Raw genomic sequence first — 15764 nt, forward strand, 5'->3', positions numbered from 1 at the left:
ACATCATGCGACATCTCATTCATTGCGCTGTTCTGTTGCTGCTGTTCACCGCGACGCTCGCGGCGGACGGCCTGCTTGTGTCTTCGACGCCCTCGTACCCGTCCACGCTGCTCCGCAACCGTATGACGCGGGTGACGGTGCACATCTCCGGTCTCGTGGCCGAAACAGTGGTGGATCAGGAATTCGTCAACGATTGGTCAAAAACCACGGACGCCGTGTATGCGTTTCCCATGCCCGCGGACGCGCGTCCCACCGCCCTGTACTATTGGAGGCATGACACGCTGTTTCAGGCCGTTCTGCGTGTGCAGGAGCAGGTGATCACTCCCGGCACCGGCGAGGGCGACGTGCCCGCAGCCATCAATTCCTACATAGGAAAAAACGGCCTCAAAATCGAGCTAAAGGGTATCGAGCCCTGGACGGTACAGCGGGTGGAACTGCACTATCTCTCCCTCTGCGATTTCAGCGCCGGTGAAGGAAGCTACAGCTATCCCCTGGCCTCGGGTAACTTCATCCGGCATCCGTTGGAGCTGGTGGAATTCCGGCTGACGCTCGACGCGGGTGCTCCGGTGGAGGACTACGTTCTTCACTGTGAGGGTGAGCTGAACGAGGAGCGTCCGCACCCGGACACGCTGCGCTTGCACGGCAGTGCGTCAAAGTCGTACATCACCTCGGATATCACCTTCTCCTGGCGCACACGCGCGGATACGCTGGCGGTGGAATTCTTTTCCGACAAAGCGGACACCGCAGACGGGTATTATGCGCTGCTGGTTCGTCCGCCGGATGTGCCGCCCGCGAGCGGTGTCACGCGTCGGAATGTGGTGTTCTGTCTCGAGCGCTCCTCCCGCATGTACGGCATCGCGCTGGAGCAGAGCAAGAATGCGCTGCTGCGAGCGATGGACGGATTGAGCAGGAGCGACGCATTCAATATCGTCGCTTTCGAGAGCAGCATGTCCTCCGCCTTCCCGGCACTGGTGACGGCCGACTCCGCCAACAAGGACATCGCCCGCGCGTTTGTCTCCGCACTCACAGCGCGCGGCGGCAGCCAGTTGGAGCAGGCCATGGCCGTCTCCATGGGAATGCTCACCGACGGCAGCGCGCGTAATTTCCTCATCGCCATCGGTACCGGACGCGCCGCGCTGACACCCGAAGACGTATCGGCGATGAATACCGCCCGCGCAAGTGTGATAATGATAGGCATGGGCACGGATGCGGACCGCTCGCGTCTCGAGCTGATCGCCGCGCGCAACGGCGGGTATGCGCGTATTCTGCCGGTGAGCGCGGCCATGGGTCCGGAGATGGAGCGCGTCCTGCGTTCCTTCGACCGCCTCGTGTTGCGCGACGTCATAGTGGAATATCCCGAGATCAATATTTACGGCATACAGCCCGCTCCGCATCCGTCCATCTTTGCGGGCATGCCCGTGCTCACGGCCGGCCGGTATCGCAACGCCGGACCCTCGTCCATGACGCTCGCGGGAGAGGGCCCGCTGGGTTTCCGCGATTATACTTTCCGTGTGCAGTTCGCGGAGGCGGAGCATCGCGGACTTGCCGCTAAAATCTGGGCAAAGCTCATGATAGACGCGATGGAAAGGGAGATTGATGTGTACGGACCGCGGCAAACACTCAAGGACAGTCTCATCGCGGTCAGTCTCGCTTCCGGCATACGTTGCCGCTACACCGCGTACATCGCGGATTATGTGAACGTCGTCGCCGGTCTCGAAGACGAGGACGGGCCACCGCCGCTCCCTGGCGAGACCACGCGCATCATCGGCAATTATCCCAATCCTTTCAATCCCGCGACCGTCATTCAGGTCTACATCGCTGCGGATCGCGGCGCGGGCGAGCCGCTGTTCCTGGCCATTTACGACATGCTCGGGCGTCTCGTCCGTCTCATAGATCTTTCGCGGTACGCACCCGGTCTGCACACGGTGCACTTCGACGGCCGCGACGCGCGGGGTAACGCGCTGCCCAGCGGCAGTTACACCCTTGTGCTCAGCGGTACTCGTGTGTACGGCAGCCGCACCATGCTTCTGCTGAAATAGTCCGGAGGAGGAGGAGAGTCCTCCATGGTTACGGCGTCCCGTCCACGCGGCGGGGCGCCGTTTGTTCATGACGAGGGTGGGGACAAAAGGAGGTATGCCGGTGACATACGCTGTCAGCAAAAGGGCTGCCGCAGGACCTGTCGGGAAGCGATGGGTGCCCGGCGGCTGTACTGTCGCATCGGGTCGGCAGCTCCCTGTGGCGGGGCGGGGCAGCGTTCACACCGCTCTCATCACCGGTCTTCCACCGCACAACGAAGGATATCCTGTCGCGTGCCCGTGCGGCAGGTCCGCATCGCTACGCCCTCTGAATTACGGCGTACCGAATTACGGCGTACTCTCCTCCGATATTGATATCGGATGAAAATCACGTATATTACAGCGTACCCTCACGCGCGGCGTAGCACACCGCATTCCTTCCATCGCAAAAAAAAAGAAGCGAGAAGAAACCATGGCAGCAACACGACGTGCCAAATACGTGTTTGTGGAAATCACGGACGACCGGGGGCAGGTGTACGAGATCACACTCGACTACATCACCTGGGGCAACATGAAGAGGGAAGAGCGCTTGCAGACGCTCTCCGCCAAAATCAAAAAAGGCGCCAATCTCAGTTCCTATCAGTTCAAATACATTTTCAAGCAGGAACCCGTCGTCCCGAAAAAAGGTCGGAAATAAGCGGAGTCCCTCGTCATCCACTCTCCGGTGAAGCGACGCGGCATTCCGCGCTCCGTATCCCGCGCCGGCCAGTCCTCCCGCCTGCACGCCCGCAGGCCCGTGCGCGCGGAAGGCATCTGTAGCCGTACACGCCCAATGGCGTGACGTTCGCCTTCGCATGCGCCCCCGGCCGCTCTCCCGTCCCGGACTGCCCCATGTTCCGTTTGGTACACGCGGTGCAAACCGCAGGATAGCCGTGGCTGTGAAAACAGAATCCCCCGTAACAAGCAGTTGCGGGGGACTTTCCTGTGGACGCAGTAGGATTTGAACCTACGACCTCACGCGTGTGAAGCGTGCGCTCTGCCGCTGTAAGTGCTCTGATCACAACAACGTAGGGTTGCTCGGATGGCCGCTACCGGTAACACGGCCATTACCTACGCGCTGTACACGGCGCTTGATTCCCTGAAACCATCCACTTGCACTCCCTTCGCCACACGTTCGCTCCGTGGCTTGTACAGGGCGGCGTATCACTGTTTCAGGTAGGACGCCTCCTTGGACACACGGACTCCAAGACCACCGAGTTATACGCCCACCTGCAGCCGGAAACGATGCATGATGTGATGGGGCGGAACAATTTGTAGCTCGAGCGTTTATGCAGGACAAAACAGACATAACATATCCGATATACCTTGATACCAACACCCCTTATTCGTATTATGACACAAGAATCTCATATCCGCACTCAGCTTCGTTCAATACTCAGTCAGTGTCCAATGAACCAACCATGTATTCAAGTTGATACTGGCGCTTGTGGAATACCCAAACATCAAAGCAGGTAAAACCATGAAAAAAATCACTCTCGTACTGCTTGGTAGCTGTCTTGCAATCATTTTTATGATCGGATGCTCGACCACGAACTACATTGGTGCGAATATCACCAAACCGACGATGCTCAATGGTACCTCAGCATTGAGTCAGAAATCCACTGTCATCAAGAGCTTTGCCATCGAGGAATACTCGTCGTGGTATTTCTGGGGTTTACACATTGCACGAGATGCTGACCTAAATACGACAATCACTGACGAAATTGCAGCTGTCGACGGTGATGCTGTAATCAACCTCAAGATTCAACAAACATTAACCGTTAAAGATTATTTTCTCAGTCTGTTTACCTTCGGAATCTGGACTCGACGCACCTCGTTCATCACCGGCGATGTGATAAAATACAACTAAAGGCAGGCCAATTCGTCCCGGTTGCTTATTTCCAGTTGTTCGTAACTGCTCTACCATTCGGAAGGGCCTTTCCTGTAACAGCATAACCGATGTTGCTATCGCCCCTGCGGTAAAGTCATATTTGCCGCAGGGAGCTGCAGAGATCATCGCCGTAGATTTTGCCCCGCAAGGGAAGCGGAGTTCGAAAAACAACGTTCGAATTCTACCAGTCCGGGCGGGATGTGGTCAGCGTGCTGGTCACCGATCTGCTCGGCAGAGTTGTCATCACCGCCGTCGACAACGCGGAGTTTCCGGCAGGCACGCATGTGCTCCCGCTGTATGTCGCGGATCTTCCGACGGGCATCTATCTGCTGCAGCTGCGCGGCGGAGGCGATGTGCGAACGCGGAGGATACTGGTGCTGCGATGACGCAGCCGATCTGTCTTACGAAAAAGGAGACTCGTTGTCATCAGGACGTCAGCACGGGAGTCGCTGCCTGCCAAGAGTGATGCCCGGCTCCGCTGTGCTTTCCCATACCAGGTCAGTCGAAGAGCCCTCGCACGAGGGCTTTTCGATGAGGCCTCCGGGAATCTGCTCCCCTGAGACTGCGCGATGGACAGCACACAGCGTCACAGGTTACCATGACGAGGGACGTGTGCATCCTGTTTCAGCCGGAAATGATCGATGAGTGCAGGGGAGATAGAGACCGTAAAATGCTGGCGAATGTCGATCAGGAAAGATCTTGATTTTAATTATTTTCTCGTTGCTATTGCATCTCGCTCAGCTGCGTTGTATAATTGGGAGTCAAAATATCCCAATTCAGAGCAATCCGGGCAACGGCCTTCACTGTGGTCCTACCCGGGGCATCTACAAGGCCACAGGCGGCTACGTGCTTTTTGCAGCCATGCAGCCACTTGGGAATCCATGTACCCATTTTTACAGGAGACTCACATGTCTATCATACACAAAAGCATTTCTTTCGCGGCCGGTATTGCGTTGTTCGCATTAGTGCTCGGTTTTTCCGCCAGTGCTCAGAGCATGGGAAAAAGCGCGAAGATACCCTACGGTATCACCATCAACTTCTGCAACTTTGAATTGATCGAAACGACAGGCAACCTGAACATCGTCTCCAGCTTTGAGCAGGACGAGAATGGCTGCATCAAAGCGAAGTTCCATCTCAACACGCAGAACGTCCGTGGAGTGGGTCTCGACACGGGCGACGAGTACCGCATTATCGATATCAGTAACCAGAAGGTATCGGACGTCACCCTCTGCGAAGGTTGTACGATAGACATTGATTTTGTGGGGACCTGGAGGGTGATCGCGAAGGACGGTACGTCCTACATTGTGCACCAGGTCGCCACAGTGCGCATCGATATCTGCACCAATGAGTTCAGCATCACGAACAAGCATCTTTCGGTTGATTGCATATAACAGGAACGACATTCCTTCCCGCGGAAACATCAGGCGTCCCTTTCGGGGGACGCTTTTTGTATTTACGCGTCAACACACGCCAGGCAGGTCGTCGCAGCTTCGGTTTATTATGGATACGCGTGGTGATATGTACAGACGTGCAAGGGTCAGAAGTCTGGGATGCTCGGATGTCGAAGCTGAAATGGTATCTCCTGCTCATCGCGCCCGCCCTGCTCACCACCCGGGGCGCCCGGGGGCAGGTGGGATCGCCGCATTCCGGGCTCCCGATGAATTTCAATACCGCCGTCACGCAGTGCGCGCATTCCCTCGCGTCCGCAACTCGATTCCGTGCGCACGGGATACGGCATTCGCAGCATCATCAACCTTGCCAAGGACGCACTGCCGCGTGGCCGTTGCGGGCGTAGACCCCTGCGAGGCCTACCGCGAAGCCCGTCGTTTCGGCTTCAATCCCCGGCTCGCGAAACTCCGCGCGTGGATCGGCTGCGAGGAGGGAGAGGAGAAAAGGAAGTGAGCGTACCTAAGGCGCTGCGCGACCCGGCAACCGCTGTTTCGCGATGATGGAATGAGCAGCGCGCCCGGAGCGAAGGGAAGCACGGAGCTTTGCTGCCGGGTAAAGAAAAAACCCCCGGAACCGACAGGTGCCGAGGGTTACAGTCAGTGGATTCCGTTACAGCAAGTCCTGAAAAGCAGCGTTCGCGGTACTGATCGGAAGGTAAAGGTGATCGACGTCATCTTCAAGACTGCTGAACCCGAACCGCATATAAAATCTCCTCGCGTGTTCATCTATCGCATCAACTTCCAGCGCGTAGACGCCGATGTCTGCCGACAGCCGTGCGATGCGGCGGACCGCATCCACCAAAAGGTACAGACCAAAGTGCCTCCCTTGGTGAGCGGCGGAAACCGCCAATCTGCCTATCCTCGCCGTCGGGACAGGGTGTCGAGGCAGTCTCTTCCTGAGATTCTCCGGAAGATGGCGAAGATCTATGTGAGACATGCTTATCGTGTAGTACCCCAGGATTCCGGTCTCATCCCGGAAGTGCAGAACCCGGGTGCCGCTCACGTTCTGTTCCCTATGTCGTAGCGCGCGCTCATGCAGAAATGCGTTCAGCGACGCCACACCGCAATCGAAAGCACCGCGATCGAACGTCCTCGCCAGCTTCGAAATACGGAGTTCAGAATCCATCTGAATCCGTAATGTTCTTCAGGTATTCCCGCACCGCTGATTTCAGCGCTTTGTTCGGTTTTGGGGGATTCTCGAGAAGGGCTATGAATTTCTCGGCATCCGTCCGCGACAGTACTGTCGTCTGATGTTCCCGAATCACCGCATGGGCAGCCGGCAGGCTGTTCGCGAGCAGGAAGCTCGTAAGAGAATGGCCGGAGACGGCGGCGGCCTCCTCGAGCAGACTTTTCTGCTCCGGATCGAGCCGGATATCTATCCGAAGCTTTCTGGTACGTATTGATGTGGCGGGTTTCATTGTTCTTTCCTGAAAGGGTGTAGCGTAATACCTGCACATTGCCGTGCCGCGCGGACGGAGTGCGATTCAACTCCGGGCCTCACGTTCGTACGGAAAAATTCCGTACAGATTACGGCTTTAAGGATAATGTACAGCAGCAGTCCGTACAATGCAAGGCCAATCCAGTATGCCCGGAATTCATGATCCGCAGAAGCAGGCGAAATTCTCCTGAGGTTGACCGTTCCCGTACTTACAGCCAGAGTGGTCGGGAGGCAATTCGTGCGGATGCAATATTTCGATCCGATTCCAAAAGCACGCAATACATCAGGTAAAACGAATAAACCCCCGCGATGCGGGGGTTTACCGTTGTTTGGTGGACGCAGTAGGATTTGAACCTACGACCTCACGCGTGTGAAGCGTGCGCTCTGGACCAGCTGAGCTATGCGTCCGTAGAGCATTGCAATATAGGCCGGTTTTCGCGGAAACGCAAATCGCGGATGTGGTGAAAAGGGGAGAAGGTGAAAAGGGGAAAAGGTGAAAAGGTGAAAAACGTACCATATTACTCCTTTTCACCTTTTCACGATCCCCCCACCTTTTCACCTTTTTTCCTTTTCACCTTTTCACGATCCCTCCACCTTTTCACGATCCTCCCCGGGAACTATCCCGCTCCTCTCTGTGGTTATACAAACATGTACATATACATCTATCTACATGTGTGACTATGACCTCAATTGCGATACATCAGGAAGAACAGGCAGTGCTGGATAATGCGGCCTCTATGCTGCGGGCCGTGGCGCATCCGGCGCGTATGGCCATTATCGAAATGCTGGACTTCGGCCGCCGGCTGAATGTCACGGAACTGTTCGAAGCCCTGGGCATGGAACAGGCGGTGATGTCGCATCACCTCGCACTGCTGCGGGACCGCAATGTGCTGCGGCAGGAACGCGAAGGCAAGCATGTGTTCTACTCATTGCGCCATCCGCGGCTGGTGGAAATCGTCCGCTGCGTCCGCGATTGCTGTACGGAGAACTGATGGCGGAAACAGCCGGCTTCGTGGCCGCAATAGCCATCGGCCTCTCTCTGGGCATCATCGGCGGAGGCGGATCCATTCTCACCGTGCCCGTGCTGGTGTATCTCTTCGGTACCGCGCCGACACCCGCCACCGCGTATTCGCTGTTCGTGGTCGGCGTGACGGCGCTTGTGGGAGCGGTCGCTTCCATGCGGCAGGAGCTGGTCAGCTATCGCACAGCGCTGGTGTTCGGTATTCCGTCCATTCTCGCGGTGTACGCCACGCGCAGCATACTGGTACCGGCCATTCCGACGGAGTTGTTCTCGCTCGGCGCTGTGACCGTGACGCGCGATCTGCTGCTCATGCTGCTCTTCGCCGTACTCATGCTCGCCGCGTCGGTGTCCATGATACGCAAAAGCGCCGTGGCAGAGGTCGGCGGAGAGGTCGTGTACAACTATCCCGTCATCCTGCTGGAAGGATTGCTCGTGGGCGTGCTCACGGGCCTGGTGGGCGCGGGCGGCGGCTTTCTCATCATTCCGGCGCTGGTGCTGTTCGCGCGTCTGCCGATGAAACTGGCGGTCGGTACCTCGCTGCTTATCATCGCGGCAAAATCGCTCATCGGTTTTACCGGCGATCTCGGCCGCATGCCGGTGGATTGGAGTTTTCTCCTTCTCTTCACCGCGCTCGCCATCGCGGGCATTCTTCTCGGCAACCGCATCGCGCGGCGTATCAGCGCCGAACGGCTCAAGCCGGCCTTCGGCTGGTTCACGCTTGTCATGGGTACGGGCATACTCGTTCGCGAACTCTTTTTCAACGCATTCTGATCAACAACCATTTTCAAGGACACAGCAATGTTCAACGATATACTCAACGTTCTCCGCGGCAATAAAACCGCGATCAACAACGTCAGCGGCGAGGAATTTCAACGCCTGATGCGGGAAGAAGACAACGCCCTCATCCTCGATGTGCGCACACCCGGTGAATTCGCCATGGGGCATATCCCCGATGCGCGCAATATTGACATCTCCGGAAGAAATTTCTCCTCCGCCGTGGATGCGCTGGACCGCGACGCCACCGTGCTGCTGTACTGCCGCAGCGGCAGCCGCAGCTATCACGCGGGTGCCATGATGGCGCGCATGGGCTTCGGCAAGGTGTACAATCTTGCCGAAGGTCTCTTCGACTGGGACGCCGAACTCGTCCGCTGACACACACACGATTACGACAACACGATACAATGTACAGGAGTAAAGACTATGTTTTTCCAGCATATCTATGAGCGCGGACTCGCCCAGGCGAGCTATCTTGTCGGCTGCCAGGCCACCGGCGAAGCCATCGTCATCGATCCCCGCCGCGATATCGACGAGTATCTCGAACTCGCCGAAAAGCACAGGCTGCGTATCACACATATTACCGAGACGCATATCCACGCGGACTTTCTGAGCGGTTCCCGCGAACTCGCCGCGGCCACGGGCGCGACCATGTACCTTTCCGATGAAGGCGGCGCGGATTGGCAGTATCAGTTCGAGCATGTCGGTCTGCGCGACGGGGATGTCATTTCCGTCGGCAATCTCCGCCTGCAGGTCATGCACACGCCGGGACATACGCCGGAGCACATCTCCTTTCTGCTCACCGACACACCCGCCGGTGATGTGCCGGTCATGATATTCACCGGAGATTTCGTTTTCGTCGGCGATGTCGGCCGCCCGGATTTGCTGGAGAAAGCGGCGGGCATACAGGGCACGCGCATACAAGGCGCGCGCGACATGTTCCATTCGCTCAAACGTTTCAAGGCCCTGCCGGATCACGTGCAGGTATGGCCGGCGCACGGCGCGGGTTCGGCCTGCGGCAAGGCGTTGGGCGCCGTTCCCAGTTCCACCGTGGGTTACGAGAAGCTCGTCAACTGGGCCCTGCGCATTGACGACGAGGAAACCTTCGTCAACGAATTGCTGGAGGGTCAGCCCGAGCCGCCGAAGTATTTCGCGATGATGAAGAAACTCAACAAGGTCGGTCCCGCCGTACTCGGAGGACTTCCGCATCCCGCGCGTTTCACCATAGCGCAATTCGATCAGGCCGTGAAGCAGAACGTCACCATCGTGGATACGCGCGACAAACTGTCCTTTGCCGGCGGTCACTATCCGGGCAGCATCAATATTCAGGACAATACGGCATTCAGCACCTGGGCGGGGTGGATGCTCAACTATGAGACGCCGTTCCTGCTCGTCGCCGCCGAGAGCCGTATCACGGAACTGACCAAAGCGCTCATACGCATCGGTCTCGACAACATCGCGGGCTATGTCACGGACATGGACCGCCTGGGCGACGCGGGCTATCCCATTCGCGTGCTCGAGCAGATCACCGTAGACGAACTGAACGAGAAGCGCGAACGCTATCACGTGCTCGACGTGCGCGGCGAAACCGAGCATCTGGCCGGCCACATTCCCGGCGCGCTGCATGTGCATGCCGGGTATCTCGCGGATACGCTCGAACAGTTGCCGCGCGACGAAATGCTCGCGGTGCATTGCGTTTCGGGCGACCGTTCGAGCATTGCCTCCAGCTACCTTCTTTCGAAGGGCTTTACCAACGTCCGCAACCTCACCTGCGGCTTCAACGGCTGGAAACAGCGCGGTTATGAAATCGTGCACGGCAGGGTTCCCGACGCGCAGACGGTGTAACGGCCGACCTTCCCATGCAACGGCCTCCCGCGCTTTGGTGGGGGGCCGTTTCCGTATTGCGGCGATGGGGATTCGTGCCCATCTTATATGTTGATTTGTTTCAATCTCCGGTCATTTCTCATGTCGCCGCTTTTCCTCCGCACCTTGCTCTTTTTCTGTATCACGTTGACCCTGTCTGCACCGGACACGAGGTCGCAATCCGCGGCCGAGGCCGGCGGTGACAGTCTGGACGTCAAACTGGGGCAAATGCTCATGGTTGGTTTTCGGGGCATCACCGCTTCACCCGGTAGTCCCATCATGAACGATATCGAGCGCCTGCATCTTGGCGGGGTGATACTGTTCGATTTCGACGTGGAGCAGAAGAAATACGGGCGCAATATCGTTTCGCCGCAGCAGTTGCGCTATCTCACGGAAGCGTTGAAGGAGCAGGCAGCGCTGCCGCTGCTCGTCGCAGTGGATCAGGAAGGAGGTTTGGTCGCACGGCTCAAGCAAAAGGCGGGTTTCCCCCGCAATGTGTCGCAGGCCGATCTGGGGGAAATGGACAACGATGACAGCACGCTGTACTACGCCGGCGTCACGGCCCGCTCGCTCGCGGTTGTCGGCGTGAACCAGAATTTCGCGCCCGTGCTCGACGTCAATATCAACAAAAACAATCCGGTGATCGGCAAGCTCGGCCGGAGTTTTTCCTCCGATCCGGCTATCGTGGCGAAGCACGGCGCACTGATGGTGCGCGCGCATCGCGAGGCGCGCGTGCTTACCGCCGTCAAGCATTTCCCTGGCCACGGCAGTTCGCGCAGCGATTCCCATCTGGGGCTCGTGGATGTCAGCGATACCTGGAGCAGAAAGGAACTGCAACCGTTTCAGGATCTCATACGCCAGGGCCTCTGCGACATGGTGATGACGGCGCACATTTTCAACAGCAAGCTCGACCCGGACTGGCCCGCAACCCTGTCGCAGAAAACCATCACCGGTCTGCTCCGCGGTGAGATGAAATTCGATGGTGTGGTGATTTCCGACGACATGAACATGAAGGCCATTTCGGATCATTACGGACTCGAGACGGCGGTACGGCAGGCGGTGAACGCCGGCGTGGATATTCTTCTCTTCGGGAATAACGGCTATGAATTCGTACCGGATCTCCCGTCCCGCGCTCATGCCGCTCTCAAGGCGCTGGTGCTGAAAGGCGACATACCGCGGGAACGCATAGAACAATCCTATGCGCGCATCATGGAACTCAAGAAGCGGCTGAAGCCCGCACCCTGAGCTCCGGCGACAGCGGAGGGTGGGACAGTACCCGGACGGCTGCACGGGAGGGGAAGCGCGGCGCATCCCGCCGCGTTCACGAAATGCTTTGTGTGACAGAGCGTCGCCGCCCCGCAACGGGGGGAAATCCCCGGTACTCATTGCGAGACCGCGGCAAATCCGCTATACTTGATGCTATGCAAACGATTGGTTGTAACGATGTACAGATATAGACTTTTCCTCCTTGCGATCACACTGCTTCATTTGAGCGGGGGCGGAGCATTTGCCCAACTGAGCGACGAGGTGAACACACTGCGCCTCGCGCAGACCTATGAACAGGGCGGCAAACATGAGGAAGCCCTGCGCTACTACCAGCGCCTCCTCGCCGAGCGGCCCTCGAACTCCGCGTATTTCGATGGAGTACGACGCACGCTGACGACGCTCAAGCGCTACGACGAAGCCCTGAGCGCCCTGAATGACCGCCTGCGCGTGTTTCCGAACGAAGAGCAACTCTATGTGCACCGCGGCGGACTGTACATGCTGCGGGACAGAAAAGACAGCGCGCGTGCCGACTGGGATAAAGCGATTTCCATAAACCCGAAAAATTCGCAGGTGTACAGTCTTATCGCGGACCATTGCCTCAATGCGCGTCTGTACGACGAAGCGGTGAACTATCTGCGCAGCGGCCGCAAGGCGCTCAACGCGCCGCAGTTGTTCACCTTCGAGATCGCGCGCGCCTGCGCGATGAACATGAACATTGATTGCTCGATGGACGAGTATCTGCAATACCTGCGCACCGTGCCGCAGGCGCTGTATCAGATTCAGCAGCATATCTCCATGTTTTCCGACATTCCCGACGCTTTCGAAACCGCTGTGCGCCGCTGCCGCGCGGCGGTGAAGGAGCATTCCGGTGATATCACCCTGCGCTTCCTGCTCTCGTGGATGTATCAGGAACGCAAGGATTACGCGATGGCCCTGGATGTGATCAAGGATATTGACAAACTGAACAATGCCGGAGGCATGGAAATCCTGCGCTTCGCCGGCAGAGCGTACGACGACGGCGCCTTCCGCGTCGCGGCGGACGCCTACAAACACATCACCGAAGAGTATCGCAACGCCAATTTTCTGCCGCAGGTGGATTACCAGTATGCGCGTTGCATCGAGGCCTTGCAGGAACAGGCCGCATTGCCGGAAGATCTATTACCCGCGTCCGGCACTCGCTATCCGAGCACGGAGGCGGTGGCCTCGTATCAGGGCGCGATAGCGCTGTATGAGGAAGTGGCGCGCAAATGGGCGGGACAACCGGTGGCGAGCGAAAGTCTGTACCGCATCGGCTATATCAAGTTCCGTCATTTCGGCGATAATGACGGTGCGCTGGAAATCCTCCGCGGAATTTCCGCGGCCCGTCGCACGGTGTTCGGCAAAGCCGACGCCGATGTGCTCATCGGCGATATACTCATTGCCAAGGGGGATCTCGACGGAGCCCTCACACAATACACCTCCGTGCTGCAGTCGCCACAACTGGAGAGAAGCAGCAGGAACAGCGTCTGGTTCAAGATCGCCGAGGTGCATTTTTTCAAGGGCGAATTCGATACGGCGCTTGTGGAACTCGGACCGCTCACCGAGGACGTGCAGGTGGATATCGCCAACGATGCTCTGGAACTCAGTGCTCTCATGCAGCAGTATCGCATGCCGGGGGAAGTGCCGCTGCAACGTTTCGCGCGCGCCCGTCTCGCCGAACGGCAGAACAAGTTCGCCGAGGCCGAAGCCCTGTTGGCCGACATCATCGAGCAATACTCGTCGAACGACATCGTGGATCTTGCCTATCTGGAACGCGCGGAGGTGCTCGGGACGATGCAGCGTTTCGATGATGCCGCCGCGATGTACCGCGATTTCCTCGCAAAACGGGACGAGAGTTTTCTCCGCGACCGGGGACTGTACCTGCTCGCGGAAATCACCGAATTGCGGCTCAACGACACCGCCACCGCGCTGACGCTGTACCAGCAACTGCTGGACGCGCACCCCTACTCGCAATTTGCCCCGCAGGCGCGGGCGCATATCGTTCGACTTCGCAAAGGAAATTCCTGATGACACGTACCTTCATCATACTCGTATTTCTGCTTTCGTTCGGACGCGCGCAGGCGCAGCAGAGCATACTGATTCCCATGGACCTGCAGCAAACCGATCACCTCAAGGCCTACGGGCTCGTGTACTGGGTGCTGACCCGCAGCGTGGATGTGAACTGGCTGCTCAATTATCGCGGCGGCAGCTTCCTCATGGTGCATTATCCCTTTATCGAGCAGGAATGCCGTATCCGCGGTATTACGTTCTCCTCCATTGACGGATCCGCCGCCGCGCAAATCATCGCCGAAGTGGAGGGACCGGATTCCAACACCGAACTGGTTCGGCTTGAAAAAGCGCCGAAAATCGCCGTGTACGTTCCGCCCAATTTCCAGCCCTGGGACGATGCCGTGACGCTTGCCATGGAATATGCGGAAGTGCCCTACGACAAGGTCTGGGACGAGGATGTTCTCAAAGGCAAACTGGCCGAATATGACTGGCTGCATTTGCATCACGAGGATTTCACCGGACAGTACGGCAAGTTTTACGGGCAGTTCGCGACGTTTCCGTGGTACATCCAGCAGGTCGCCATCAACGAGTCCATGGCAAAGCGCCTCGGTTTCGGCAAGGTGAGCGAAATGAAAAAGGCGGTGGCTCGCGCCATCCGGGATTATGTTGGCGGTGGGGGCTTCATGTTCGCGATGTGCTCCGCCACGGACACCTTCGACATCGCATTGTCCGCGCACGGCACGGACATCTGCGATATCATGTTCGACGGAGACGCGCCGGACGCGGACTGCCAGGCACAGCTGGATTATTCGCAGACCTTCGCCTTCACCGATTTCAAGCTCGTGATGAATCCGTATGAGTACGAGTTCAGCGATATCGATATGACGCCCGCCCTCGGAGGGAATCCGAATACGGACTATTTTACCCTGTTTTCATTTTCAGCGAAGTACGACCCCGTCCCCACCATGCTGACGCAGAACCATGTGAATGTCGTCCAGGGCTTCCTCGGCCAGACCACGGCGTTTCGCAAGGAGCTGGTCAAGAAATACGTCACCATTCTCGGAGAGAAAGACGGCGCCGGCGAAGTGAAGTATCTGCACGGCAACTACGGCCGCGGCACCTTCACCTGGTTCGGCGGGCATGATCCGGAAGATTATCAGCACAGGGTGGGGGATCCGCCGACGGATCTGTCTCTGCATAAAAGCAGTCCCGGCTACCGGCTCATTCTCAACAATATTCTCTTTCCCGCTGCAAAGAAAAAACAGCAGAAAACCTGAATGCTCAATCTGCAATGCGACAGCAATCCCGAATGGGTGCGCGCTGCCATCGACGATCTCGATGTGCTGCTGAGCGATCATGTGCACTGCGAGAAAAAGGCCGCGGCCGCCGCGCTCAGTTTTATCAACCGCTATCCCGGACGTACAGCGCTGGTCAGCGCGATGACCGTGCACGCGCGGGAAGAACTCGAGCATTTTGATCGCGTGCACGATGTTCTTCGAGGGCGGCAATCCGTCCTGCTGCACGATACACCCGATCCTTACGTAAACCGGCTCCTGGCGTTGATCCGCAAAGGGGAGCCGCAGCGCGAGCTGGACTCTCTGATCTGCGCGGCGCTGATCGAGGCGCGCTCCTGCGAGCGCTTTCAGTTGCTCATCGACGCCTTGCCGCCGTGCGAGGAGCGCCGTCTTTTCGAGGAACTGATGCCGTCCGAAGCCCGTCATTACGCCATGTTCATGGAACACGCCCGTACCGCCGCCGGCGCGGCCGAGACGGACCGACGCCTCGGTGAACTTGCGACGCTTGAAGCGGACATCGTTCGGGCCTTGCCCAACGAAGCGCGTATGCACGGGTAGCGGGTAGCGGAGAGCGGAGAGCGGAGAGCAGAGAGCGGAGAGCGGAGAGGAGAGAGCGGAGAGCGGAGAGCAGAGAGCAGAGAGCGGAGAGCGGAGAGCAGAGAGCGGAGAGCGGAGAGCGGAGAGAA

The 15764-nt window shown here is 58.0% G+C and carries 18 protein-coding genes and 1 tRNA gene; 16 read left to right on the forward strand and 3 right to left on the reverse strand.

Features of this window, described 5'->3' with window-relative positions; translation table 11 throughout:
* The first annotated feature begins 5 nt into the window (after positions 1-5).
* The 8 genes from M5R41_00150 (at position 6) to M5R41_00185 (ending at position 5740) form a co-directional block, all read left to right on the forward strand.
* Positions 6-2039 carry a VIT domain-containing protein gene (locus M5R41_00150; GenBank protein MCZ7554796.1) on the forward strand — a complete coding sequence of 678 codons (2034 nt, stop codon included), beginning with the start codon at positions 6-8 and terminating at the stop codon, positions 2037-2039.
* A 100-nt stretch (positions 2040-2139) separates the two neighbouring features.
* Complete coding sequence (locus tag M5R41_00155) at positions 2140-2400, forward strand: hypothetical protein (GenBank protein MCZ7554797.1); 261 nt, start codon at positions 2140-2142, stop codon at positions 2398-2400.
* 87 nt (positions 2401-2487) lie between these two features.
* On the forward strand, positions 2488-2712 hold the full coding sequence (locus M5R41_00160) for a hypothetical protein (protein MCZ7554798.1): 225 nt from the start codon (positions 2488-2490) through the stop codon (positions 2710-2712).
* Positions 2713-3167: 455 nt separating this feature from the next.
* Positions 3168-3332 (forward strand): tyrosine-type recombinase/integrase, encoded by a 165-nt coding sequence (locus M5R41_00165; GenBank protein ID MCZ7554799.1) that lies wholly within the window; start codon positions 3168-3170, stop codon positions 3330-3332.
* Positions 3333-3534: 202 nt separating this feature from the next.
* On the forward strand, positions 3535-3924 hold the full coding sequence (locus M5R41_00170) for a hypothetical protein (protein ID MCZ7554800.1): 390 nt from the start codon (positions 3535-3537) through the stop codon (positions 3922-3924).
* A 158-nt stretch (positions 3925-4082) separates the two neighbouring features.
* Positions 4083-4331 carry a T9SS type A sorting domain-containing protein gene (locus tag M5R41_00175; protein ID MCZ7554801.1) on the forward strand — a complete coding sequence of 83 codons (249 nt, stop codon included), beginning with the start codon at positions 4083-4085 and terminating at the stop codon, positions 4329-4331.
* 522 nt (positions 4332-4853) lie between these two features.
* On the forward strand, positions 4854-5336 hold the full coding sequence (locus tag M5R41_00180) for a hypothetical protein (protein MCZ7554802.1): 483 nt from the start codon (positions 4854-4856) through the stop codon (positions 5334-5336).
* A gap of 167 nt (positions 5337-5503) precedes the next feature.
* Complete coding sequence (locus M5R41_00185) at positions 5504-5740, forward strand: hypothetical protein (GenBank protein MCZ7554803.1); 237 nt, start codon at positions 5504-5506, stop codon at positions 5738-5740.
* A gap of 263 nt (positions 5741-6003) precedes the next feature.
* On the opposite strand, the gene M5R41_00190 is transcribed toward M5R41_00185, so the two are convergent.
* The 3 genes from M5R41_00190 to M5R41_00200 form a co-directional block, all read right to left on the reverse strand.
* A complete protein-coding gene (locus tag M5R41_00190) occupies positions 6004-6396 on the reverse strand; it encodes a GNAT family N-acetyltransferase (GenBank protein MCZ7554804.1) in 393 nt (130 codons plus the stop codon).
* A 112-nt stretch (positions 6397-6508) separates the two neighbouring features.
* The gene (locus tag M5R41_00195; protein ID MCZ7554805.1) at positions 6509-6811 is read right to left on the reverse strand and encodes a DUF1778 domain-containing protein; all 303 of its coding nucleotides are present in this window, start codon (positions 6809-6811) and stop codon (positions 6509-6511) included.
* 350 nt (positions 6812-7161) lie between these two features.
* A tRNA-Val gene (locus M5R41_00200) sits at positions 7162-7239 on the reverse strand.
* A gap of 272 nt (positions 7240-7511) precedes the next feature.
* Here M5R41_00200 and M5R41_00205 point away from each other — a divergent pair.
* From M5R41_00205 to M5R41_00240, 8 genes are all read left to right on the forward strand, one after another.
* A complete protein-coding gene (locus M5R41_00205; GenBank protein ID MCZ7554806.1) occupies positions 7512-7823 on the forward strand; it encodes a metalloregulator ArsR/SmtB family transcription factor in 312 nt (103 codons plus the stop codon).
* A complete protein-coding gene (locus M5R41_00210) occupies positions 7823-8623 on the forward strand; it encodes a sulfite exporter TauE/SafE family protein (protein ID MCZ7554807.1) in 801 nt (266 codons plus the stop codon). Before M5R41_00205 ends, M5R41_00210 begins: the two co-directional genes overlap by 1 nt.
* 27 nt (positions 8624-8650) lie before the next feature.
* On the forward strand, positions 8651-9004 hold the full coding sequence (locus M5R41_00215; GenBank protein MCZ7554808.1) for a rhodanese-like domain-containing protein: 354 nt from the start codon (positions 8651-8653) through the stop codon (positions 9002-9004).
* Between the two features lie 48 nt (positions 9005-9052).
* Positions 9053-10471, forward strand: a complete 1419-nt coding sequence (locus M5R41_00220; protein MCZ7554809.1) for an MBL fold metallo-hydrolase — start codon at positions 9053-9055, stop codon at positions 10469-10471.
* Between the two features lie 120 nt (positions 10472-10591).
* Positions 10592-11734, forward strand: coding sequence for a glycoside hydrolase family 3 protein (locus M5R41_00225; GenBank protein ID MCZ7554810.1), 1143 nt, complete (start codon positions 10592-10594; stop codon positions 11732-11734).
* A 198-nt stretch (positions 11735-11932) separates the two neighbouring features.
* The gene (locus M5R41_00230) at positions 11933-13801 is read left to right on the forward strand and encodes a tetratricopeptide repeat protein (protein MCZ7554811.1); all 1869 of its coding nucleotides are present in this window, start codon (positions 11933-11935) and stop codon (positions 13799-13801) included.
* The gene (locus M5R41_00235) at positions 13801-15060 is read left to right on the forward strand and encodes an asparagine synthetase B (GenBank protein MCZ7554812.1); all 1260 of its coding nucleotides are present in this window, start codon (positions 13801-13803) and stop codon (positions 15058-15060) included. The genes M5R41_00230 and M5R41_00235 overlap by 1 nt, the downstream gene beginning before the upstream one ends.
* Positions 15061-15636 carry a tRNA-(ms[2]io[6]A)-hydroxylase gene (locus M5R41_00240; protein MCZ7554813.1) on the forward strand — a complete coding sequence of 192 codons (576 nt, stop codon included), beginning with the start codon at positions 15061-15063 and terminating at the stop codon, positions 15634-15636. It begins immediately after the preceding gene.
* Positions 15637-15764: the final 128 nt, after the last annotated feature.

It is taken from the genome of Bacteroidia bacterium (assembly GCA_027493955.1).
GTDB lineage: Bacteria > Bacteroidota > Ignavibacteria > SZUA-365 > SZUA-365 > JAOSJT01.

Coding starts and splice junctions, on each gene's coding strand:
- M5R41_00150 (MCZ7554796.1), top strand. CDS start 6: ATGCGACATCTCATTCATTGCGCTGTTCTGTTGCTGCTGTTCACCGCG.
- M5R41_00160 (MCZ7554798.1), top strand. CDS start 2,488: ATGGCAGCAACACGACGTGCCAAATACGTGTTTGTGGAAATCACGGAC.
- M5R41_00170 (MCZ7554800.1), top strand. CDS start 3,535: ATGAAAAAAATCACTCTCGTACTGCTTGGTAGCTGTCTTGCAATCATT.
- M5R41_00180 (MCZ7554802.1), top strand. CDS start 4,854: ATGTCTATCATACACAAAAGCATTTCTTTCGCGGCCGGTATTGCGTTG.
- M5R41_00185 (MCZ7554803.1), top strand. CDS start 5,504: ATGTCGAAGCTGAAATGGTATCTCCTGCTCATCGCGCCCGCCCTGCTC.
- M5R41_00195 (MCZ7554805.1), bottom strand. CDS start 6,811: ATGAAACCCGCCACATCAATACGTACCAGAAAGCTTCGGATAGATATC.
- M5R41_00205 (MCZ7554806.1), top strand. CDS start 7,512: ATGACCTCAATTGCGATACATCAGGAAGAACAGGCAGTGCTGGATAAT.
- M5R41_00210 (MCZ7554807.1), top strand. CDS start 7,823: ATGGCGGAAACAGCCGGCTTCGTGGCCGCAATAGCCATCGGCCTCTCT.
- M5R41_00215 (MCZ7554808.1), top strand. CDS start 8,651: ATGTTCAACGATATACTCAACGTTCTCCGCGGCAATAAAACCGCGATC.
- M5R41_00220 (MCZ7554809.1), top strand. CDS start 9,053: ATGTTTTTCCAGCATATCTATGAGCGCGGACTCGCCCAGGCGAGCTAT.
- M5R41_00225 (MCZ7554810.1), top strand. CDS start 10,592: ATGTCGCCGCTTTTCCTCCGCACCTTGCTCTTTTTCTGTATCACGTTG.
- M5R41_00230 (MCZ7554811.1), top strand. CDS start 11,933: ATGTACAGATATAGACTTTTCCTCCTTGCGATCACACTGCTTCATTTG.
- M5R41_00235 (MCZ7554812.1), top strand. CDS start 13,801: ATGACACGTACCTTCATCATACTCGTATTTCTGCTTTCGTTCGGACGC.
- M5R41_00240 (MCZ7554813.1), top strand. CDS start 15,061: ATGCTCAATCTGCAATGCGACAGCAATCCCGAATGGGTGCGCGCTGCC.